The sequence below is a fragment of the Micromonospora sagamiensis genome (assembly GCF_014680085.1).
GTDB classification, from domain to species: Bacteria; Actinomycetota; Actinomycetes; order Mycobacteriales; family Micromonosporaceae; genus Micromonospora; species Micromonospora inyonensis.
Genome location: NZ_AP023438.1, coordinates 4,073,202 through 4,094,276, shown reverse-complemented (window position 1 = coordinate 4,094,276; position 21,075 = coordinate 4,073,202). Strand labels below are relative to the sequence as shown.

16 protein-coding genes are annotated in these 21,075 nt (G+C 75.0%); 1 reads left to right on the top strand and 15 read right to left on the bottom strand.

Annotated elements, in window-relative coordinates; translation table 11 throughout:
* Positions 1–123 precede the first annotated feature (123 nt).
* Entirely contained in the window at positions 124–750 is a 627-nt protein-coding gene (locus IGA62_RS18080) for a helix-turn-helix transcriptional regulator (RefSeq protein ID WP_145819655.1), read from the bottom strand.
* 458 nt (positions 751–1,208) lie between these two features.
* On the opposite strand from IGA62_RS18080, the gene IGA62_RS18075 reads away from it, so the two are divergent.
* Complete coding sequence (locus IGA62_RS18075) at positions 1,209–4,826, top strand: BTAD domain-containing putative transcriptional regulator (protein WP_186500026.1); 3,618 nt, start codon at positions 1,209–1,211, stop codon at positions 4,824–4,826.
* 94 nt (positions 4,827–4,920) lie between these two features.
* On the opposite strand, the gene IGA62_RS18070 is transcribed toward IGA62_RS18075, so the two are convergent.
* The 14 genes from IGA62_RS18070 to IGA62_RS18010 form a co-directional block, all read right to left on the bottom strand.
* Positions 4,921–5,664, bottom strand: coding sequence for a hypothetical protein (locus IGA62_RS18070; protein WP_145819659.1), 744 nt, complete (start codon positions 5,662–5,664; stop codon positions 4,921–4,923).
* Positions 5,665–5,676: 12 nt separating this feature from the next.
* Positions 5,677–7,089: a hypothetical protein gene (locus IGA62_RS18065; protein WP_145819661.1), complete on the bottom strand. Its 1,413-nt coding sequence runs from the start codon at positions 7,087–7,089 to the stop codon at positions 5,677–5,679.
* A 91-nt stretch (positions 7,090–7,180) separates the two neighbouring features.
* Positions 7,181–8,932, bottom strand: a complete 1,752-nt coding sequence (locus tag IGA62_RS18060) for an NADase-type glycan-binding domain-containing protein (protein ID WP_186500027.1) — start codon at positions 8,930–8,932, stop codon at positions 7,181–7,183.
* On the bottom strand, positions 8,929–9,465 hold the full coding sequence (locus IGA62_RS18055) for a phage tail protein I (protein WP_145819663.1): 537 nt from the start codon (positions 9,463–9,465) through the stop codon (positions 8,929–8,931). The genes IGA62_RS18060 and IGA62_RS18055 overlap by 4 nt, the downstream gene beginning before the upstream one ends.
* The gene (locus IGA62_RS18050; protein ID WP_145819665.1) at positions 9,465–11,405 is read right to left on the bottom strand and encodes a putative baseplate assembly protein; all 1,941 of its coding nucleotides are present in this window, start codon (positions 11,403–11,405) and stop codon (positions 9,465–9,467) included. Before IGA62_RS18050 ends, IGA62_RS18055 begins: the two co-directional genes overlap by 1 nt.
* The gene (locus IGA62_RS18045) at positions 11,405–11,833 is read right to left on the bottom strand and encodes a GPW/gp25 family protein (protein WP_145819667.1); all 429 of its coding nucleotides are present in this window, start codon (positions 11,831–11,833) and stop codon (positions 11,405–11,407) included. The genes IGA62_RS18050 and IGA62_RS18045 overlap by 1 nt, the downstream gene beginning before the upstream one ends.
* 8 nt (positions 11,834–11,841) lie before the next feature.
* Positions 11,842–13,779: a phage baseplate assembly protein V gene (locus IGA62_RS18040; protein ID WP_145819669.1), complete on the bottom strand. Its 1,938-nt coding sequence runs from the start codon at positions 13,777–13,779 to the stop codon at positions 11,842–11,844.
* Positions 13,776–14,903: a phage tail protein gene (locus IGA62_RS18035; RefSeq protein ID WP_145819671.1), complete on the bottom strand. Its 1,128-nt coding sequence runs from the start codon at positions 14,901–14,903 to the stop codon at positions 13,776–13,778. Before IGA62_RS18035 ends, IGA62_RS18040 begins: the two co-directional genes overlap by 4 nt.
* A gap of 30 nt (positions 14,904–14,933) precedes the next feature.
* Entirely contained in the window at positions 14,934–15,419 is a 486-nt protein-coding gene (locus IGA62_RS18030) for a phage tail protein (RefSeq protein WP_145819673.1), read from the bottom strand.
* A gap of 28 nt (positions 15,420–15,447) precedes the next feature.
* The gene (locus IGA62_RS30595) at positions 15,448–18,387 is read right to left on the bottom strand and encodes an eCIS core domain-containing protein (RefSeq protein WP_145819675.1); all 2,940 of its coding nucleotides are present in this window, start codon (positions 18,385–18,387) and stop codon (positions 15,448–15,450) included.
* Positions 18,388–18,402: 15 nt separating this feature from the next.
* Positions 18,403–18,573: a DUF6760 family protein gene (locus tag IGA62_RS30965; RefSeq protein ID WP_408632880.1), complete on the bottom strand. Its 171-nt coding sequence runs from the start codon at positions 18,571–18,573 to the stop codon at positions 18,403–18,405.
* Complete coding sequence (locus IGA62_RS18020) at positions 18,570–18,986, bottom strand: phage tail assembly protein (RefSeq protein ID WP_145819677.1); 417 nt, start codon at positions 18,984–18,986, stop codon at positions 18,570–18,572. Before IGA62_RS18020 ends, IGA62_RS30965 begins: the two co-directional genes overlap by 4 nt.
* Positions 18,973–19,455, bottom strand: a complete 483-nt coding sequence (locus IGA62_RS18015) for a phage tail protein (protein WP_145819679.1) — start codon at positions 19,453–19,455, stop codon at positions 18,973–18,975. Before IGA62_RS18015 ends, IGA62_RS18020 begins: the two co-directional genes overlap by 14 nt.
* Before the next feature lie 31 nt (positions 19,456–19,486).
* Positions 19,487–21,049 carry a phage tail sheath family protein gene (locus IGA62_RS18010; protein ID WP_145819681.1) on the bottom strand — a complete coding sequence of 521 codons (1,563 nt, stop codon included), beginning with the start codon at positions 21,047–21,049 and terminating at the stop codon, positions 19,487–19,489.
* Between the last annotated feature and the right edge of the window lie 26 nt (positions 21,050–21,075).

The following is a 21,075-nucleotide window of genomic DNA, read 5'->3' as shown; positions in this document are numbered from 1 at the left end:
GAAATCCGGTGTGGACCGTCGGCTGGTCGACCACTTCGCCGCGCTGACGGGACCGCGTGGCGGGCCACTGGAGCGGGTGCCCTGACCCGACCCGGCCTCCCCCACGGACCACCCCACCGGGCCTCAGATCAGGCCCTCGCGCACCGCGTACGCCACCGCGTGGGTGCGGTTGCGCAGCTGGAACCGGGTGGTGATGTCGTGCAGCACGTTCTTGACGGTCCGCTCGGAGTAGCTGAGCCGGGTGGCCACCTCCCGGGTGTCCATCCCGTCGGCGACCAACCGCAGCACCTGGCTCTCCCGGTGGGACAGCCCGTTGACGTCGATGCCGCGCGGGGCGAGCACCGTCTGCTGCAACCGGGTGACCTGCTTGACCAGCCGGCCGAGCACGTCCGGCGGCATCGCGGCGCCCCCGGCGGCGGTGCTGACGACGAGCTGCGCCAGCCGGTGGCTGGTCGCCTCGGTCCGGGCGGCGAGGGCGCGTACCCCCAGCTCCACGGCGGGGATCAGGGCCATGTCCGACTCGACGGCCGCGACCAGCACGAAGCGCCGGCAGCCCAGCCGGCGGACCGCCCGGATCAGGTCCAGTGCCTCCTGGTCGAGCGTGTCGGCGGCGACCACGCCGACGGTCTCGGCGGTGACCCGCTCGTCGGGGACGACCTCGATCTCCGTCCGGCCGCGCAGGGCCGCGGTGATACCGGCCGTGGAGATCGGGTCGGGGGTACGGATGTAAGCCTGCGCACGTCCGGTCATGATGGTTCCTTAGCCTGTGGGGTCGACGAGCGTCGCCGGTACGGCGTCCCCGGTCGCCGGGTTGCGGCCGGCAGTCGGGGCGCGGAGGTGGTGTCTCGGGTGACGGGCGGAACCAGCGGACGGTGATGGTCCGACCCGGCCTCAAACGGTAGAGAACCCGGTGGTCCGGGCACTGACGGCACACTGGACGCAGCCGGATCGACGGTCCTTCCCCGTCACATCCGCGTCGAGCTGCGGGGTTGCCCGTCCGGGCAACGACGGACTGGACGGGCACCGGCAGAAACCGGCAGATCCGCTGCCCACACGGACCGTCCGGGGTGCGCGATCGGCTCCACCACTCTCCCCTGCCCGCACCGGACATGGTGGAGGATCATGGTCAGCCGATCGGCCGTACCGGCAGAATCACGTGTCGGCGGCGGTGGCCGGTGGATCGCGGGTCCAGACGGGGGAGCCGGTTGATGGCGGACGACGGCGCTGAGCTGAGGCTCCGGCGGTTGCGCGCCGGGTTGACCCAGGAGCAGTTGGCCCACCGGGCGGGGATCAGCGTCCGCGCGGTACGGGACATCGAGCAGGGCCGGGTCCGGGCACCCCGTCCGGAGTCGCTGCGCCGCATCGCCGAGGCCATCGGCCCGGCCGTTCCCGAGCCACCGGTTCCGGAGCCACCCGCCGAAACGGGGTCGCTGCGCATCGGGGTGCTCGGTCCGTTGACCCTGCGGGTGGGTGCGGAACCGGTCAACCTGGGCTCGGGGCGGCAGCGGATGCTGCTCGGTCTGCTCGCCCTGCACCCGGAGACGACCGTCTCCCGGCAGGAGATCGTCGACGTGCTCTGGGGCCACGACCCGCCGGACAGCTGCCTGAACCTGGTGCACACCTACGTGGCGCGACTGCGCCGGGCACTCGCCCACCCCGGCAGCGGGACGAGCGGCGGGGCCGGGACGAACAGCGGGACGAGCGGCGGGGCCGGCACAGGCGGCGGTACGACGATCGTGCACGCCGGTGGCGGATACCAGCTGCGGGTCGGCCCCGGGCAGCTCGACCTGGCCCGGTTCACCGCCCTGATCGGTCGGGCCGAGGGCAGTGTCGCCGGTGACCTGTCGAGCCTGGACCGGCTGGCCGAGGCGCTGGCCCTGTGGCGGGGACCGGTCCTGACCGACCTCGGGCCCGGTCTGGCCCAGCATCCGACCGCCGCCGCCCTGAACCGCCGCCGGATCGCCACCGCCGTCACGTACGCCACCCTCGCGGTGGAGCTGGGCCTGCCGGACCGGGCGGTCCGCGAACTCAGCGCGGTGGCCGGGCACGAGCCGTTGCACGAGCAGGTGCACGCCCGGCTGATGCTCGCCCTCGCCGCCTGCGGCCAGCAGGCCCGGGCGCTGACCCTGCACCGGAAACTGCGGGACCGCCTCGCCGACCAGCTCGGGGTGGAGCCCGGCCCCGAGCTGCGCGAGGCGCAGCTGCGCATCCTCCGACAGGACCTGCCGGTGATCGTCCCCCGGGCCGGGACGACCGCCGCGACCCCGCCCCGGCCGGTCGAGCCGGCAACCCGCCGGGTGCCCGACCACCGGCCGCCGGCCCAGCTGCCGGCCGACGTCGCCCACTTCACCGGCCGGAGCAGCCAGATGGCCGCGCTCGACGCCCTGCTGGCCGCGTCGACCGGCGCCAGCGGGCCGGTCGTGGTCGCCACGATCACCGGCATGGCCGGGGTGGGCAAGACCGCCCTGGCCGTGCACTGGGCCCACCGGGTGCGGCAGCACTTCCCGGACGGGCAGCTCTACGTCAACCTGCGGGGCTACTCGACGGCCAACCCGGTCCGCGAGGGCGAGGCGCTCGCCGGGTTCCTGCACGCGCTGGGCGTGCCCGCCGAGCAGATCCCGGTCGACCCGGGCCAGGCCGCCGCGCTGCTGCGTACCCTGCTCGACGGTCGCCGGATGCTGCTGGTGCTCGACAACGCGGCGAGCGCCGACCAGGTCCGACCGCTGCTGCCCGGCACTCCCGGCTGCCTGGCGCTGGTCACCAGCCGGGACCGGCTCAGCGGGCTGGTCGCGATCGACGGCGCACGCCGTATCGCCCTCGACGTGCTCACCGGGGCCGAGGCCAGCGCCCTGCTCACCCGGATCATCCCGGCCGACCAGGTGTCCGCCGCCCCGACCGAGATCGCCGAGCTGGCGGAGGTGTGCGCCCGGTTGCCGCTGGCGCTGCGGATCGCCGCCGCCGACCTGATCGACCATCCGGGTCGGCCGATCGGCGCGCACACCGCCCGGCTCAGTGCCGGCAACCAGCTCGCCGGCCTGCGGGTCGAGGGGGACGACCAGGCCGCCGTCCGGGCGGCCTTCGACCTGTCGTACGCGGCGCTGCCCGCCTCGACCCGCCGCCTGTTCCGGCTGCTCGGGCCGGCCCCCGGGGCGGACGTGACGGTCCCGGCGGCCGCCGCCCTCGCCGCGTTGGACGAGGTCACCGCCGCGCGGGAGCTGGACCGGCTCGCCGCCGCGCACCTGGTGCAGCAGCCCCGCCCCGGCCGGTACACCTTCCACGACCTGCTGCGCATCTACGCGGTGGAGCGGGCCACCGCCGAGGATCCGGCACCGGAGCGGGTCGCCGCGAACCGGCGGCTCTACGCCTGGTGCCGGCGACGTGCCGAGGCCGCCGCCGCCGCGATCTACCCGCAGATGCTGCGCCTGCCGCCGGCCGGGGACGCCGACGGGACAGCGGCCGGGGACGCCGAGGGGACAGCGACCATGTTCACCGACGGGACAGCGGCCGGGTTCGCCTCGGCCGGCGAGGCGATGGCCTGGCTGGAGGCGGAGCGGAGCAACCTGGTCCGGGTCGTCGCGCACGCCGCCGAGCACGGCGCGGACCCGGCCGCCTGGCGGATCCCCGACGCGCTGCGCGGCTACTACCAGTTCCGCCCGCACAGCGACGGCTTCGTGGCGGCGACCCACGCGTTGCGCGCCGCGCAGGACGCCGGTGACCACGCCGGGGAGGCGGCCAGCCGGCTCGGGCTGGCCAGCCTGCACCTGCGCCGCAGCGAGTACCGGGTGGGGCTGGAACACGCCACCGCGATGATCGAGGCGGCAACGCGGACGGACTGGCCGGAGGGGCTGGCGGCGGCGCACGGCACCTGCGGCCTGATGCACCTGCGGGCCGGACGGCTGGCCGAGGCGGCGGAGTTCACCCGGCGGGCGGTGGAGATCCACGAACGGCTCGGCGGGGCCGAGCGGCTGAGCACCAGCCTCGGCAACCTCGGGGTGATCTACCGGGACATGGGCCGGCTACGGGAAGCCGAGGAGGTCTTCCGGCAGGGGCTGGCGTTGACCCGGCGGACCGGCATGCGGATGAACACCGGGATCAGCCTGAGCAACCTCGGCGACGTCGAGCACGCCCTCGGCCGGTACGACGAGGCGCTCGCCCACCTCGGCGAGGCGCTGGAGCTGAGCCGGGAGACCGGCTACCGGCCGACGGAGGTGGAGAGCCTGCGCCGGCTGGCCGCGCTGCACGTGCACGCGGGGGACCTCTCCCGGGCGGTCGGCCTGGCGGACGAGGCGCTGGCCCTGGCCGAGCTGGTCGGCGACCCGGCTCAACAGGCCGCCGCCCGCAACGTGCTGGGCACCGCGTACCTACGGCGGGGAAACGACGCGGCGGCCGTGGCGGAGCACCGGCGGGCCCTGGAGCTGGCCCGGGCGACCGGCGCACACGGTGAGGAGGCCGAGTCGCTGATCGGGTTGGCCGAGGTGCACCGGCAGACCGACCCGGTCGAGGCGCTGGCGGTGGCCGGGCACGCCCGGGACGTCGCCCGGACCGCCGGGTACCGGGTCTGGGAGGGGCACGCCCTGGTCACCACGGCCGAGGCGCTGCGCGTCGACGACCCGGTGGCCGCGGCACGGGTGGCCCGGGAGGCGCTGGTCGTCCACCGGGAGACCGGGCACCTCCTCGGGCAGCTGCGGGTGCTGCGGCTGCTCGTCGCGCTCGCGTCGGGAGGTGTCGTCACCCCGGCCGAGCAGGCGGCGTACCGGCACGAGGCCGAGCAGCTCGCCCGGCTCGGCCGGTGGCGGGACGAGGCCCGGTCACCCCGCTCCGGGTGACGCGGCAGGGGGCGGTCGGGGTCGGCGGGCCCGGCGGCGGCCCCCGCCGGGCCGGACGGCACCGGCCGGGTGGGACCCGACCGGTGCCGTCCGGTCACACCAGCTCGAACTCGCGGGCCAGGTAACCGAACTCCTCGACGGTCAGCACGGTCGCCAGGATCTGCTGCTCCTGCGCCGAGAGGTCGTCCTCCTCGTCGTCGAGGACCTTGGCGAGGACCGCCCGAGCGGCGTCCGGGTCGAGGTCGGCCAGGGGTTCCCGCTCTGCCTCGTCCGGCTCGTCGACGGTCACGGCGTCCGGGTCGTACGTCTGCGCCGGGCCGTACTCGATGGACGGTCCGTACTCCGCCGGGTCGTGGCCGGTGGAGGGGTCGTGGCCGGTGTCGTGGGCCTGGTCGGTCCACTGGGCGTGCCCGGTCCACTGGTCGTGCCCGGTCCACTGCTCCTGCTCCGACCACTGGTCGTGCTCGTCGTACGCCGGGTCCTCCCCCTCGGCGTGCAGGTGGGCGGCGGTGGCCCAGCCCTGTACCACCGAGTCGATCACACGTGCCATGTCCGCCGCCGGTTCGCCCAGTTCGTCGACGGCGAAGATCTGCGCCGGTTCGACCGAGCTGGCGTACTGGTAGACGGTGTTGTAGAAGTCGGCCAGCCACTCGTTGCGCTGGTACCAGTCCGGGTCGCCCCAGGTCTCGCCGAGCAGGCCGGGCAGCAGCTCCCAGCTGGTCTCCGGGCGCTCGGCGAGGGCCCGGTGGACGCTCACCGCCGTCCAGTTCAGGTAGTCGTACGAGTCGTCCAGACTCGCCGGTCCGGTGGTGTCGAAGGTGTCCGGGTAGTTGCTCATCTCGGCTCCCTGTCAGCCCGTCACGGTGAAGTACTTGTTGCTGTCCTGGTCGAGCAGGCGCAGCACCGGATTGCCGGACTGGTCGACGCCGAGCCGCAGGTTCCCGAAGTTGTCGTGCGACTGGGACTTGCCGACCGCGCCGGCGTGCTGGGCCCGCCAGTTGATCTTCACCTGGGCTCCGACCTGCCCGTTGACCTCCTCGATCCGTGCGCCGAAGCGCAGCGTCGACGTCTCGTGGAAACGGTTCTTGATCGCCTTGATGTCGTACTTGGTGCCGTCGTCGCCGACCACGACGGGGTCGCCCGCGACGGTGTCCAGCACGGTGAGCGACACGTCGCGGAAGCTGGCGTACCGGACCCCGTTCTGCTGGACCACCTGCCGGTTGCCGGACTGGTCCGGATCGGTGAAGTAGTGGACCAGGGTGTAGCGGAGCAGGAGCAGCACCCTGATCTTGGTGCGGACCTGGCTGCCCAGCACCGAGCCGTTGCGGACGTACTCCAGCCGCACCGCGCCCTGCCGGCCGTTCTGGCCCGCGCGGGCCAGAACGCCGTTGGCGGCGGCGCTGTCGACGGTGATGGTGTCCGGGCCGTTGAGCTGGTCGAACCCGACCACCCGCAGGCTGTCGTGCTCGTGGGCGGCGAGCGCGTTCGCGTCCTGCCCGGCGCCCCGGGTGATCTGGGTGGCGCTGAGCAGGGACACCTTGCCGACCGGGGCGTTCTGCGCCGCACCGATCACGCTCGGCCGGTTGTGCACCTGCCCGCTGAGGTGCGTGATCCGGAAGTGCTTCTCGGTCCGGCCCTCGCCGGGGGCGATCTCCAGCAGGCCGTTGCTGTGCACCAGGAACGCGCCGACGTCGTTGTGGTTCAGCGCGAGCGTGGCACCCATGACGGTCTTGGCCTGGTGCTGGACCCGGTAGTTGATCCGGAAGTGCGGCAGCCCGGAGGTCACCGGCGCGGTGTCGAAGATGAGGCTGCCGACCTCGTTGAACTTGTTGAACGGGTTCCGGCCCCGGCCGGTGGCCATCAGCGAGATGCTCAGGCCCGAGATGCCCCACATCGGGTAGTCGGTCAGGGCGGCGAGATCACGGCTGCGCAGCTTCTGGTCGGCCTTGGGCACGTAGTCGAAGGTGGTGAACCGGACCAGCAGTTCCACGCACACCCGCTTCTTGTCGGTGACGCCGATGCCCCGGCGCAGGTAGCGCAGCCAGTACACATGGTCCACGGACTGGCTGCCCCGGACCATGACGACCTGCTTGTCACCGAGGGGGTTCGGCGAGGCCAGCATCTCCAGTGGCATCTCCTTCTCGAAGCGGGCGTCGTTGAAGCCGGTGACCTGGAACAGACCCTCGGTCAGCCCCTTGGCCTGGCCGTTGATGAAGCCGGTCAGCCCGGCGGTCGTGTTCAGTACGATGGCTGCTTCTGCCACGGACGTACCTCCGTCTCAGGGTGGACCGCCGGACGGATGACCGACGGTGGTGCTCGTGGGGCGCGGCGGGCCGCGTCGCCGGGGAGGCGGGTCACTCCCGGGCGAAGAACTCCAGTTCGCTGACGGCCACGTCGGTGCCCTTTCCGGCCCGGTACACGTCGGTGACCTGGATCTGCACGCTGGTCACGCCCTTGGCGGCGGTCAGCGTGAGGGTCTGCGGCTCGCCGGTGTCCTGGATGGTCAGCGTGTCCGAGCGGTTGGTGGACCAGACCAGGTGCAGCTTCGCCGGCCGGTGCGAGGCGGTGTAGTTCTCCGCCGTACCGGCGATGACGATGAGCCGTTCCAGGTCGACCTTCCCGCCGAACCGCAGGGTCACCGTGGGCGGTCGCTCGGCGTTCCACCGCACCTGCCAGTGGGTGTTGCGGTACTGGTCGACGGTGAGGTCCGGGCCGTGGCCGCGGACCGACTCGCTGCCGGTCACCTCCACCGGCCGGGCCGCCACGAACCGGGGGTTGAGCTTCCGGTCGACCCAGGCCCGGGCGTCGCGCACCGGAGGCACCACGACCGCGTTGACCCGCTCCCGCAGCGGCGGATAGACCAGGTACGCGATGCCGAGTGCGAAGAGCAGCACCGCGGCGACCCCGTTCACCCGCTGGTAGACCGTCTGGAGCACCCCGCCGGCCCCGCCCGGGGCGCCCCCGCCCGGCGTGCCGGGACGCACGCCCGCCTCGGTGACCTTCGGCCCGCGTCGCGGCAGCAGTCGCTGCCACCAGCGGCGACGGACCACCTCGGCGGTACGCAGCGAGTCGCCGCACCGGCTACAGAACCGGCGCGTCGGCGGGTTGCCCTCACCGCACTCGCCGCAGACCAGGTCACCGGGTTGGAGCCGGCGGGTGGGCGCGCGCCGGCCCGTGCTGGTCGTACGGGGACGGACCGGCTGCGGCGTCACCTCGTCGGGAGCGGAGTCGACCGGGCCGCCGGCCCGGGGCCGCCCGGACGTCCGGCCGGTGGCGGTCCGGTCGCCGGGACCGGTGGACGCGGCGTCCGTGGCGACCAGCGACCTGGTGTGCGGCGCGGCGAGCGCCTCCCGCTGGCGGGACGGCCCGGACGACACCGGGTCCGGTGCCTCCTCCGGCGCGTCGTCGGCGACCGCCACGTCGGTGGCCTCCGGCCGGTCGGCCGGCTCGCCGCCGGGCGGGCGGGCCGTCGCGCCGGGCAGCCGTGCGTTGGCCACCCCGGGGGGCGGGGGCGGCAACCGGCGCACCGGCCCCGCCGGACGCACCCCGGCCGGACCGGCCGTCGCCGGCGGCCCAGGGCGGGCATCCGACGCCGCGGCGGAGCCCGGCGGCCCCGAGCGCACGCCGGGCGGCCCGGCGGGCCGGGACGGCGCACCCGCCACCCCGGGCGGCGTCGACCGTGGACCGGGGCGGAGCCCGGGCGGGCCGGAACGGATCCCGGGCGGGCCGAGGGAGCCACCGGTACCGGGCGAACCGGGACGGGGGCCGAGCGGGGCGGCGGAGCCGCCGGTGCCGGGCGGGCCGGGCCTCGGGCCAGCCGAACCGGGCCCCGGGCCGGGGCGGCCACCCGGCCCCCGGGCCGAGCCGTCCGAGACCCGGATCACCCCGGTGTCGACCGCCGTGCCGCCCGGGGGCGGCGCGATCACCCCGGCGATGCGCTGCAACAGGGTCGGCCGGTGCCGGATCTCCGGCTCTGCCTCCTCGACCGCCTCGACGCTGACCGTCGGCGTGGTCTTCTCGCCGGTCCACTCCAGGAAGCTCCCGCAGGAACCGCAGAACGTGTCGGCGTCCCCGTTGTGGTTGCCGCACTCCCGACAGATGATCACGGTCCGAGCACCTCCAGGGTCGTCGCGACATGGGCCGGTACGGCGGTGCGGATCAGCTCCGCCAGGGCGTGCCGGGGCACCCGGTCGGGCTCGGCGGTCCGGACGCGGACGTGCAGCCCGGCCGGCGGCACCGGTCCAGTGGGTGGCTGTGGGCGGGTCGACCAGGAGACCCCGGCCGAGTCCACGACCTCCACCTCGCCGCCGGTGGCCAGTTCCAGCAGCCTGCGGAGCCCGGCCACGGTGCCGCGCAGCCGGTGCGTGGCCACGGCGGCGGCGACCATCGCGCGCTGCCGGTCCAGCGGCCAGTTCTCGTCGAGGTACGCGCCGACCCAGTCGCCGAGCCAGGGCAGGAAGTCCGGCGGGGTCAGCCAGGGATCGAGGTACGCGTCGAGGCAGTCCAGGGTGGACACCACCGGGGCGAGCACCTCGTCCAGGCCCTCGGTCCAGCGCACCAGCAGGTCGTCCTCCTGCAACAGGGCGGGCAGGAACCCGGCGATCGGGTACGGCATCGGCACGTCGGTCAGGCCGCGCATCAGTGCTCCTCCACCCGCAACTGGTGCTCGAAGGAGAAGACGAGGCTGTCCGGCTCCAGGTCGATCCGGCCCGCCTCGGCGCCCCGCTCCCCGGTCACCGGGTTGGCACCGAACAGCCGCAGGTCCTCCACCAGCTCCACGCCCCGCACCCGTTGCAGCACCGCGAAGAGTTCCCCGGCCTGCACCGGGCGGCCGAAGGGCCAGCCCCGCCCGTCCGGGCCGCCGCCGATCATCGGGCTGAGGAAGCCGTACAGGGCGGCGAGCCCCTCCTCACGGACCCGGTCGACCCGGACCCGGGGCCGGGCGACCACCCGGGCCACCACGGTCACGCCCCGGTACCGGGGCGGCTCGACGACCACCCGGGTGCCGATCAGCCGGGTCTCGTCCAGCCGCCCGGCCACCCGGGCCAGACTCGCCTCGGCCGGGATCAGGTCCTCCAACCGCAGCCGGCCCTGTTCGGCGGGAGCCGCCGGCACGACCAGGATCCGGGCCACCGGGGGCCCGTCGCCGCCGCTGGGCACGCAGCGCACCCGGGCCAGTTCGGGAGCGGCCTCGCGGGCGAGCACCTCGTGGTCCTCGGCGGTCACCGCCCGGTCCCGGCTGCGCAGGGTCAACGGGCCACGGCGACGCGCCTCGTCCAGGGTCTCCCCGTCCACCCCACCGCCGGCCGGGTGACGGTTCTCCACCCCGGCGACGTACGGGATGCTGGTGCGCAGCGCGCGGACCGCGCCCGCGCCGACGTTGCCCCGGCTGCCACCGCCGACGGCATAGCGGCGCAGGCGCAGCCGGCTGCCCCGGGGCGGTACGGCACCGTGCCGCCGCAGCGTGCCGTCGCGCAGCCGGACGGCCGGGCCGAGCACCACCTCGCCGGTCACGCCGTCGAGCAGGAAGTGCGGGTCGTCCGGGCCGCTGGCCGCGAAGTGGTCGACCCGGGTCCAGGGCTGCCAGCCGTCGTCGGAGGCGACCTCCAACACCGGGTCGCCGAGCCCGGCCAGCACCGGCCGGCGGGAGACCGGGAAACGCTGGCCGGGCACCCCCTCCGAGTCGCCGATCTCCTCGTCGTCGACCAGGTCGGCGTGGACCGCGTCGGTGGTGCCGCCCACCGTGTTGGCGGCCAGCCCGAGGACCACCGGTGAGGCGCGGTAGCCGGGCTGTCCCTCCTCCGGCGGCACGACCCGGGCCCGCAGCCAGCCGGCGAGGGTGCCGTCGACCAGGGTGGTCTGGTGTCCCTCGGGCACGTGCAGCAGGATCGCCCCGGGCCGGTTCAGCGCGCCGGTGGAGTCCAGGCTGACCTCGCACTCCCGCCAGCCGTCGGCGTCGCGCGCCTCCCAGCGCAGCGGCGGGTGCAGCGGGTTGACGCCGACGCCGTCCACCCGGCCCTCGAACTCCAGCCGCACCGCGCAGCCGCCGACCGCCCGGTCCAGCCCGACCAGCAGTTCGTCGCCGGGCTGCGGTACGGCGGAGAACGCCACCACCGGCCCGCCCACCTCCAGCGCGGCGGTCTGGTCGGTGATCCCGTCGGCGGTGCGGACCCGCAGGTGGGTCAGGGCGCAGGGCGGCACGGTCAGGTCGGCCAGAGTGGTGAAGACCAGCGGTTCGTCGCCGTCGGCGACGGTGACCGCCTGGGTGCCGGCCGGGACGACCTGGGTGGCCCGGGCCGGCGTGGAGAGCCAGAACGTCAGCGTGGTCCGGGCCGCGGTGGGCGGCACCAGGCGTACCCCGACCAGGTCGAGGAACTTCACGTAGAGGCGGTCGGGCACCCGGTTGAGCCGGTAGATCAGCTGGTCGGTCAGGGACGCGAACGTCTCGATCAGGGTCACGCCGGGGTCGGCCGGGTGCAGGTCGGTCCACTCCGGGCACCGGTCGGCGATCAACTGGCGGGCGTCACCGACCAGGTCGTCGTAGCCGCGGTCGTCGAGCGCGGGGGCGGGCAGCGCCATCAGCCGAGCACCTCCGCCCCGGCCGGTACGTCGTCGCCGGTCAGGGTCCGCAGGTCCAGGTGGAGGCTGTGCGGTTCGTCGGTGCCGCGTACCCGGTAGCGGACCTCGATGTGCAGCAGCCCGCCGCCGCCCGCCGGGTCGTCGGTCACCGCGACCTCGTCGATCTCCGCCCGGTTCTCCCAGCGCTCCAGCGCGGCGCGGACCTCCGCCGCGACCGCCCGCCGGGTCTGCGCGGTGGTCGGCTCGAAGACGAAGTCACGCAGCCGGGAGCCGAACTCCGGTCGCATCGGGCGTTCCCCCGGATACGTCGCCAGGATCACGCACATCGCCTGCTCCAACAGAGCGGTTCCGCTGACCGTGGCGAGCCCGCCGTGGGGTTGGACGCGCAGTGGGAAGGCACACCCGGTGCCGATGACGTCGGCCTGCATGGCACTCCTCAGTTGAGCTGGATGGGTTTGCCCTTGATGGCGGTCGCCGCGGTGCCGCTGATGCTGATCTGCGTACCGTCGATGTCGACCGTCTCGGCCCTGAGCTTCAGGCTGGTGCCGCCGTCGAGGGTCATGCTGCCGCCGGGCCCCGCCTTGATCTCCACGGCGGTCTGCCCGGTGCACTCGATGACCAGCTTCCCGGGCCGGTCGGGCGCGCAGCGCAGGGTGACCTCGCCGGTCACCGCGTCCATGGCGAGGGAGAGCTTGTCGCCCTTCGTGCCCAGCACCACGTCGGCGGCGGTGGGTTGGCCCTTGCCGCCGGGCGGCACCTCGTCGTGGAAGACCAGCCGGTTGCCGGACGGCGAGAGCAGGCCCCGCCGGATCACCGAGCTGGTCTGGCCGACAGACTTGATCCCGGTCGCGCCCGGTTTCGTCGACGCGGTCTGCGCGCCGTCCAGGCCGTACCCGGTGTGCCGGCTGGGCAGACTGCCCAGCACGTACGGCCGGCGGACGTCGCCGAACTCGAACGCCACCAGGACCTGGTCACCCGGCTCGGGGACGAAGAACGCCCCGCCGGCCGGGCCGGCGAAGAGCTGCCCCACCGGGGCCCAGTCGGTCTCGTGGTCCGGCGTCAGCCAGGGCAGGGCGAGGGTGACCCGGCCCAGCTCCTGCGGATCCTTGACGTTGCTGACCACCCCGCAGACCACCCCGTCGATCCGGGCCGGCCCGGACGTGCCACCTGTGTCGCCGCCCGTGAGCCCGAGCAGCGAGCGGTCCTGGGTGCCGCCGACGGTGAACTCGGTGCGGTACCCCTCCTCGGTGTCGTCGAAGACGTGCCGGGCGGCACTGAGCGTCCAGGTGCCGGCGAAGGGGGCCGGCACGCCGTCCACCCGGACCGCCCGGCCGGCGACCAGCCGGGCGTCGCCCAGCGTTTCCCCCTCGGCCTCGGCGAACGAGCCGCCGACGGTGGCCGCGAGGCTCGCCGCCACCTGCCGTACCGCGCCGTCGGACCGGTTCGGGACCGGCAGGCCCCGGCCGACCAGGACGTGTGCCCGGGGGCCCGGGGCCGGCCCGACGTCACCGACGGCGCTGTTGCCGGCGCGCGGGGGCGTCGGGGCGGCCCGGGGCACGAACGCGTCGGCGGCGGTCGCCGGGGTTTGGCCCGCCCCCAGGCTGACCCCGGCGGCGGTGGTCCCGGTCCGCCCGGCCACCACGGTCGCGGCGACCGGGTCCCAGGTCCGCACCTCGACCTCCGGGGCGAGGTTGCCGGCGGTGACCCGGGGCAGGAACCGGCGCAGGTTGCCCCGGAAGGTCAGCGGCAGCGGGCTGCCGGCCCCGCGCGCGGTGCTCGCCCGACGGAAGTGGAACCGGTCGCCGTCGGCACCGATCTCGTAGCCGATCTCCCGGGCCCGGGCGGTGAGGAACTCCCAGTCGGTCTGGTCGACCTGGGAGAGGTGGGCCAGTGTGCCGCCGGTGGCGTCGATCGTGCCGACGGTCAGCTTGGCGGCGGTGGCGACCTGGCGGGCGATGTCGGAGTCGGACTGGTTGAGGAAGGTCCGGGTCCGCCGGATCCGGTGCAGCCGATGGTCGTGGGTGTAGCCGCGCACCACCACGTACGCGGCGGGGTCGACGAAGCGCCCCTCCAGGGCGGTCACCTCACCGCTGATCAGCCGCTGCTCGGCCGAGCCGTCCTGCGTCGGGCCGTGCACCTGCACCACCGTGCCGAGCTGGAGACCCGCCCGGGTGAGCAGGTCGCCGTCCAGGTCGACGAAGGTCAGCTCGAACATGTCCGGCAGCGCCAGCTGGGTGTCCACCACCACCCGGACGAGGTGCTCGGCGACCTCGGCCGGCAGCTCCCGGCCGGCGGTGCCGGTGGTGACCCGGGGCCGCAGGGTGGCCGTACCCCAGATGAGCTGGTGCCGGTCGATGCCGGCCGCCCCGCTCACCGGCGGGCTCCGACGGCCGCGCCCCGGGCCTGCGCCCGCATCGGGTCGTCGATGCCGCTGGCCGCGGCCCGTTGCCGCCACTGCGCCGGGTCGGTGCGTACCGTCCGGGGCGGCACCGGGGCGCCGGCCCGCTTCGGGAAGATCTCCCCCCGGATCACCACCAGGTCGAGGGTGGCCTGCGCCCGGATCGGCTGCCCCTCACCGTCGAACCGGGTGAGGTTGACGTTCAGCGTGCTCAGGTTGACCGCCATGGAGAGCTTCCCCCAGCTGAAGGTGAGCGGGGGCAGCACGGTCTCGGCACGGCCCTCCCGGTCGCTCCTGGCCTGGCCGGAGAACGTGATCAGCTTCTGCACGTCCTGGGCCACGCCGGCCCCGACCAGCAGCACCTCCCCCGCCATCACGCGCAGCGCGTCGTCGGAGGCGAGCACCAGCCCCTTGCCCTGCCCGATCACCTGACTGGGCCGGGAGGACCGGGTGATGGTCATCTTGGCCGGGTTGTACGAGAACGCCACCGTGCCCAGCGTCGGCGACGACAGCTCGGCGGTCTCCGCGCGGGCCTGGAGGTCGGGGAAGAAGCCCTCGTGCACCAGTTCCAGACGCTCCACCGCCACCTGGTTGGTGTCGGCGGACAGGTCCGGGCCGGTCCAGGAGGCCGGCCGTACGCCGTAGAGCAGCCAACTGTCGACCGGCTCGCCGTCGGCGTCGAGCAGGGTGATCCGGGCGGTGGTCCGGGTGTCGTCGCCGGTGCCGTCCTGCCAGGAGCGCAGCACCCCGACCAGCCACTGCTGCAACTGCGCCGAGTGTTCCCGGTGCACGGCCCGCTCCAGCACCACCGGCGGGTAGCTGACCTCGCCGGGCAGGTGGTACTGGCCGACGTAGTCCCCGGTCACCCGGACCACCTCGGGCCGGAAGTCGGCCCGTAACCCCCGGCAGGACCGCCACAGGCCGAGCTGGACGTCGCCGATGGTCACCCGGAACCGCATCGCCAGGCCGAGCTTGTCGGTCCGCCGTACCCCCGGGCCGCTGCGGAACAACTGCATCAGGCCGCCGGAGGCCAACCCCTGCGCGGTCTGGTTGGGGTCGCCCAGCATCCCGCCGAGCTGCCCCGCGGAGATCGCCGCCATCGGTGTCCGTCCTTGGTTCGAGGGGTGGGGTCAGAGGGAGAAGGCGACGTCGTCGTCGAGGAAGCCGGTGTGGGCCAGTTCGAGGGTCTCCACGGCCACCCCGGTCCGGCTCGGGTCCAGTTCGGACACCGACCAGCCGACCGGGAAGAAGTGCTTCAGCTCCCAGCCGACGATCTTGAGGCCGAGGCTGTCGACGAGCTGGATGCTGCCGCTGAGCGGCCGGTACTGCCGGGCCTGCTGGCAGAGCCACTCCTGCACCACCTGGGAGTCGAAGCAGACCGCCCGGCTGAGCCGGATCCGGCTGTAGTTCGGCGTCCCCACGTAGGTGAAGAGGTCGTTGCTGTCCCCGGCGCGGTACTCGCAGACCTGCCAGGTCACCCCGAGACCGGACACCCGGGACCAGGAGCCGAGGTTGTAGCGCTCGTCGTCGATGACCACCAGGTACCGGTGGTTGACCCCGGTGACCTCGAAGAAGCCGCCCAGGAACCGGGCCCCGGTGGAGAGACCACCCGCCATCGTCGTGTCCTCCTCGTCGTCGTCGGCTTCACGGGAACCGGGTCAGTCGCCCGCTGCGTTCGCGGTCGACCAGCAGTTCCTGCCGGAGCCGGCCACGCAGCCGCCCGTAGAGGCGACCGGCCAACTCCTCCAGGTCGTCGGGATCGTCCAGGTCGACCGCGCGGGCGGGGGACCGGTCGCCCGGCGGGGCCGGCGGGCGGGCGCTGTCCCGGTCGAGGCGGGCCACCAGCGCCTCCTCCCGGCCGGTCACGGCCCGCAGCTCGCCCCGGAGCTGTTCCACCGCGGCACTCACCTCGGCGAGCCGACCGCTGCTCCGGTCCACGGTGGGTGGACGGGTCGCGGCGGTCACCTCGGCACGCAGCGCGGCCAGGGCGGCAGCGGCGTCCGGGGTCGGGTCGGGCCCCTCGCCCGGGACCGCGTCCTCCTGCCGGGCCACCTCGGCCCGCACCAGGTCGCGCAGGTCGGCCAGGGCCTCGGCGGAGCCGCCGACCGGGGCCCGTTGGAGCGGCGGGCCGCTGCCGGGCGCCGCACCGGGGTCGGCCCGCCAGGTCAGCCCGCCCCCGGCGGTGGTGCCCCAGGTGCCGACCGGCCCGGCCGGGGTCGCGCCGCCGCCGACCGGCCCGCCGGCCCCGCCGGCAGCCGTACCGGGGCCGACCAGGGGCAGCGGAGGCACCGTCGCGCCGACACCGGCCGGCGACGACCCGTCGCCGAAGGCGTACTCGGCGGCCAGGGCCCGCGCCTCCAGGTCCCGCCCGGCCCCGGTCGACTCGGCCGGGGGCGTGGCCCCGAGCACCCGCTGCTGCACGACGTGGGCCAGTTCGTGCGCGAGCAGGGCCCGCACCGGCGGCGCGTCGAGCGGGCCGGCCTCCGCCGGCAGCAGGACCTCGCCGTTCCGGGTCGCGGCTCGGGCACCGGCCTGTCGCACCAGGGCGGTGGCGGCCGGGCCCCGACGCACCGGCACCTCGGAGACGTCCACGCCGTACCGCTGGCGGAAGCCGTCCACGAGCGTGGCGGGCACCGGGGTCAGCGGCTCGCCGGCAGGCGGCGCGAGCGGAGCCGGTGGTGGGGCCGGTGGTGGGGCCGGCACCCGGGCCGGCAGGTCGGGCAGGACCGCCCGGTGCCGCAGCGGCACCGCCGGGCGCGATGGCCGGTCGGCCGGCGGCGGGCCGGGCCATCCGTCCGCCGGGGCCGCACCGGTCCGGGCCGGGCCGAACGGGTACGGCACGCCGCCGGCTGTCGCCTGCCGGGAATCGTCCGACGTGGACGGTCGTACCTCCGTGCCACCCCGGTCGTCCGTGGCCGGTGCTGATCCGGCACCGGAGGCCGGCACCGGGTCCGCGCCCGCCGGCGTACCGGTGGCGGGCCCGGCCGGGGTGGGTTCGCCGGTCGCTTCCGTCCTGGTCGGGACCGCCGGCGCGGGCCCGGGGGCCGGCGGCTCGACGGCCGGGAACGCCACCGTGACGGCGGCGGGACGAGACCACGGATCGGTCGGGGCCGCCTCCACCCCGCCACCGACCGACGGACCGGGGAGCGGCGGCGGGAGGGCAGCCGGAGTGGACGGCGGTGGCGGCGTCGGGTGGTCGGCCGGCCCTGCCGGACCGCTGTCCGGCATCCCGGCCGCCGCCACCAGGTACGGCGCGTCCGACGGGCCCGCCGGACGGAGCCCGTCGAGCTGCGCGGACGGCACCGTCGAGCGGTTGGCGGCGGGCCGGACGTCGGGCGCGCGGGAACCGGACGGCGCGGTGCCGCTGGTGCCGGGCCGGTCGGGCTGGTCAGGCCGGTCAGGCTGGTCAGGCCGGTCAGGCTGGTCAGGCCGGTCGGACCGGTCGGGTTGGTCAGGCCGGTCGGGTGACAGTGGTCGGGCCGGCGGCGGGGCGTCCGCCCGCCGGGTCAGGAACCGGGCCGGCGACAGTGCCGGGGAGCGGTCCCCGCCGGCCGAACGCCCTCCAGCGGCCTCGAACGCGGCCGGGACGGCAGTCGGCGGGGCCGGTGCACCCTGCGCCGCCGGGACCGGTCGGGGCGGGACGGCGCGCGCGGCGCGAGACCGGGACACCACCTCGACCGGACGCGGCGTGGTGCCCCCGGGCAGCCCCGACGGTAGGTCAGGAGCGGTGGACCCGCTCTCCGGCAACCGGTCGGCGGGGCGCGACGGGGGGTCCTCCCGCCGGCCGGCACCCGGCACCGATCCACCCGCCGCGCGGGCCGCCTCCGCCGCCCGGGTGACCTCCGCCGCGCGGTGGACGTCCTCGAAGCCCGGCGGGGGCCAGACCTCGACGGTCGGCAGGCCGGCGGCGGCGAACCGGGCTGCCGTGCGGGCCGCCTCGTCGGGGCCGCCGGCCGGCGTCCCGTCCCCCGTCGACCCGGCGGACGGCGCGACCGCCGGGCCGGTACCCCGGACGGTGTGTTCCGGAGCGCGGGGCGGGCCGACGGCCTCCCCGTCGGCCACGGTCAGCGGACCCCGCACGGAGACCGGGGCGACGACCACCGGCAGGGTGCGGGACGTCCCCGCCGGGTCGGGGGTGTGCCCGGCGACCGGCGGTGCGCCCCGGTGCCACTCCCCAGCAGAGGCGACCGGGCGGGGGTCGCGGCGGCCGGTCACCGGGTGGGAATCGCCATGGCTGGTCACCGGGTGGGCATCGCCGTGGCCGGTCACCGGGTGGGCGGCGGTGGCGAGGCCGGTGACCCGGCCGCGGGGTGCGGCGGTGGCGTCGGGTGTGGCCGGTGCCGGCAGCAGTGGCTCGGCCGCCGGCGTCCCGGTCGCGGCGACGGTGATCATGGCCGGCCCCGGGGCCACGGTCAGCGGGAGGGCCGCGAGCCGGGTCCAGTCGCGACGCACCGGCGCCGACCCGGCCGTTCCGTCGACCGACCCGGCCACCGGTCCGGCCGACCCGACGGTGGACGCGGGCGACCCGGCCGACACGTCGCGGCGCGACCGGAACGGCCGGCGAAGCCGGAACGGCCAGGCCATGACCCACCTCCTTCGTCAGATCGGGAACGGATGTCGCGGTACGGATGGACGGTCGAGCTTGCGGATCTCGGTGAGCACCCGCACCCGGTCGGGGTGTTCGAGATCGAGGATGCTGTCGAGGGACCAGTGGAGGTGGTGGGCGACGTACGCGACTTCCTCCCAGAGCCGCTCTGTCGCGTACGTCAGGATCCCCCCGGCGCGGCCCCCGCCACGTCCACCGCGAACTCGCCCCCGCAGTGCGGGCAGGCGACCTCCGCCTCGGTGTGACCCTGCTGGTTGATCCGCCGGTAGAGGTCCTGGAGGAAGGCCAGGTCGGAGGCGAAGAGCCGCTCGATCACCGCGGTGTCCACGGTGTGCACCGCCCCGATCCGGGTCACCGTCCGGGCCAGTAGCAGCACGGTGAGGAACGCCGGGTTCTGCCGTACCCGGGGATCGCCCTGGGGGTTGATCTCGTCGCGGGCGGTGGCCAGCCGCATCACGCCCTCCCGGTGCACCCCGCCCCGGTCGTCGACCAGGCCACGGGGCAGCACGAACGGGTACTCGGTGCGCAGGCCCGCCGCCGGTGCGACGGCGGGCTCGGCGAGGTCAGATCCGCGCATTGAAGTCGAACAGGTCGTCGCACATCAGCGTGACCGTCTGGTAGACGATGTCGGTGGACCCGGCCTTGACGCCGCTGACCTCCACCTTCGCCGGCCAGGCGTTGGTCATCATGTACGTCAGCCGGGCGTCGCCGTTGAGGTCGTCACCGGGGCCGTAGAGCTTGAGCGCGCAGTCGCGGTACGCGTCGTACATCAGGTTGCGCACCTTCTGGTGCCAGAGCCAGAGGTCGCCGTTGAGGTCGAGTCCCCGCTTGAGGGTGACCGTCGGCGGCTTGGTCCGCCCGAAGTGCCGGGAGAAGACCGGCCCGGTGGGGCCGGAGGCCATGTACTCGGCGTTCTCCACCTCGCTGCTGATGCCGACCAGCTCGGCGAAGTTGATCGCCGTCATGCCCGGCACCTCCAGCCGGAAGACGGCGGCGCTGATGATCTCGGTGTTCTGGCGGGGGTCCTGGGTACCCTGACCTGCCATGGTCGTCCTTCCTGGTTACGTCGGGGGCGGATCAGTCGTCGCCCGCGCCGTGCGAGAGCTGGGAGAGGCGGAACACCACGAACTCGGCCGGCTTGACCGGTGCGATGCCGATGTCGACGGTGAGGATCCCGGCGTCCAGGTTCTCCGGCGGGTTGTTCTCCGCGTCGCACTTGACGAAGAACGCCTCGGACCAGGTGTCGCCCATCAGGGCGCCGCTGCGCCACACCCGGCGGAGGAACATCGTGATGACCCGGCGCACCGCGTCCCAGAGCCGGGGGTCGTTGGGCTCGAAGACCACCCAGTTGGTGCCGAGCAGGATGGACTTCTCGATCCAGTTGAACAGCCGCCGGACGTTCAGGTAGCGCCACTCGGCGTCGCTGGAGAGCGTCCGGGCTCCCCAGATCCGGATGCCCTGGCCGGGGAAGGCCCGGATGCAGTTCACCCCGATCGGGTTGAGCTGGTCGTGCTCGCCCTTGGTCAGGCCGCTCTCCAGGGCGAGCGCGCCCCGGATGATCTCGTTGGCCGGCGCCTTGTGCACGCCCCGGGTGTCGTCGTTGCGGGCCCACACCCCGGCGACGTGGCCACTCGGCGGCATGAACACCGCCCGCCCCTGCGCCGGGTCCATGACCTTGATCCAGGGCCAGTAGAGGGTGGCGTACTTGGAGTCGTAGCCGGCGACGTCCTGCCGCCACTCCTTGAGGCGCTGCGGGTGCAGCCCGGGCGGCGGGTCGAGGATGGCCACCCGGTCGCCCATCAGCTCGCAGTGCGCGATCATCGCGAGCTGGACGGCCTTGAACGCCTCGTCGTCGATGACCCCCCGCTGGTGGGCGGCGGCCAGGTCCGGCACGCTGAGCATGGTGACGTCCTCGATCGCCTCCAGCCCGGCGAAGCCGGTCCGGTCGCTGACGTCCCCGACGTAGTCCTCGGCACACACCCGCAGGTCGGCGTCGACGGTGGTGGTGACCGGCAGCGCGGGGGCGGCGAGGGCGACCTCGGCACCGCGCCGGGGCGGGGCGAGCGTCGCGCCCCTGACCTCCTCGACCTGGATCAGCTTCGACTGCTGCCTGACGGCGGTGACCACGTTGCCGGCACCCCGCCGAGTGGTCAGGTTGTCCAGCGTCTCGACCGGCTTGCCGGCCTGCTTCACGACCAGCTTGAAGGTGTCGTCGCCGCCATCGGAGGCGTCGGTGACCTCGACCGAGAGGTCCTGTCCGGCCGCACCGGGCAGGGCGGCCCGGACGGTGAAGGAGAGCTTCCCGTTGTCCCCGCCGGCCGGCAGGGCCGCGCTGGCGTACGCCCCGTCGCCACCCGCCGGCCCGGCGTCGCCCCCGGTCGGCCCCACCCGGACGACGTACGCGGAACCGCCGCCGTTGAGGAAGTACCCGTAGACCGACAGCGGCAGGAACGCACCGGCCACGAAGCCGCCGAAGAGACGGGTGTACTGCGACCAGTTGGTGACCAGGGTGGGCTCGTTGACCGGCCCCTTCTCGGCGAAGCCGACGAACGCGGCGACGGCGGTCCCGACCGCCTCGATCGGCCTCGACCCGGAGGACACCTCCTCCACGTAGACGCCCGGCGACAGATACGTCGGCATCGAACCTCCTGTACGACGGTGTGTTG

Excerpts from the sequence above, each read along its gene's own strand:
- IGA62_RS18020 (WP_145819677.1), bottom strand. The coding sequence starts at position 18,986 with ATGCGCGGATCTGACCTCGCCGAGCCCGCCGTCGCACCGGCGGCGGGC.
- IGA62_RS18050 (WP_145819665.1), bottom strand. The coding sequence starts at position 11,405 with ATGGCGCTGCCCGCCCCCGCGCTCGACGACCGCGGCTACGACGACCTG.
- IGA62_RS18035 (WP_145819671.1), bottom strand. The coding sequence starts at position 14,903 with ATGGCGGCGATCTCCGCGGGGCAGCTCGGCGGGATGCTGGGCGACCCC.
- IGA62_RS18015 (WP_145819679.1), bottom strand. The coding sequence starts at position 19,455 with ATGGCAGGTCAGGGTACCCAGGACCCCCGCCAGAACACCGAGATCATC.
- IGA62_RS18010 (WP_145819681.1), bottom strand. The coding sequence starts at position 21,049 with ATGCCGACGTATCTGTCGCCGGGCGTCTACGTGGAGGAGGTGTCCTCC.
- IGA62_RS18045 (WP_145819667.1), bottom strand. The coding sequence starts at position 11,833 with ATGCAGGCCGACGTCATCGGCACCGGGTGTGCCTTCCCACTGCGCGTC.
- IGA62_RS18075 (WP_186500026.1), top strand. The coding sequence starts at position 1,209 with ATGGCGGACGACGGCGCTGAGCTGAGGCTCCGGCGGTTGCGCGCCGGG.
- IGA62_RS30595 (WP_145819675.1), bottom strand. The coding sequence starts at position 18,387 with ATGGCCTGGCCGTTCCGGCTTCGCCGGCCGTTCCGGTCGCGCCGCGAC.
- IGA62_RS18080 (WP_145819655.1), bottom strand. The coding sequence starts at position 750 with ATGACCGGACGTGCGCAGGCTTACATCCGTACCCCCGACCCGATCTCC.
- IGA62_RS18070 (WP_145819659.1), bottom strand. The coding sequence starts at position 5,664 with ATGAGCAACTACCCGGACACCTTCGACACCACCGGACCGGCGAGTCTG.
- IGA62_RS18055 (WP_145819663.1), bottom strand. The coding sequence starts at position 9,465 with ATGCGCGGCCTGACCGACGTGCCGATGCCGTACCCGATCGCCGGGTTC.
- IGA62_RS18030 (WP_145819673.1), bottom strand. The coding sequence starts at position 15,419 with ATGGCGGGTGGTCTCTCCACCGGGGCCCGGTTCCTGGGCGGCTTCTTC.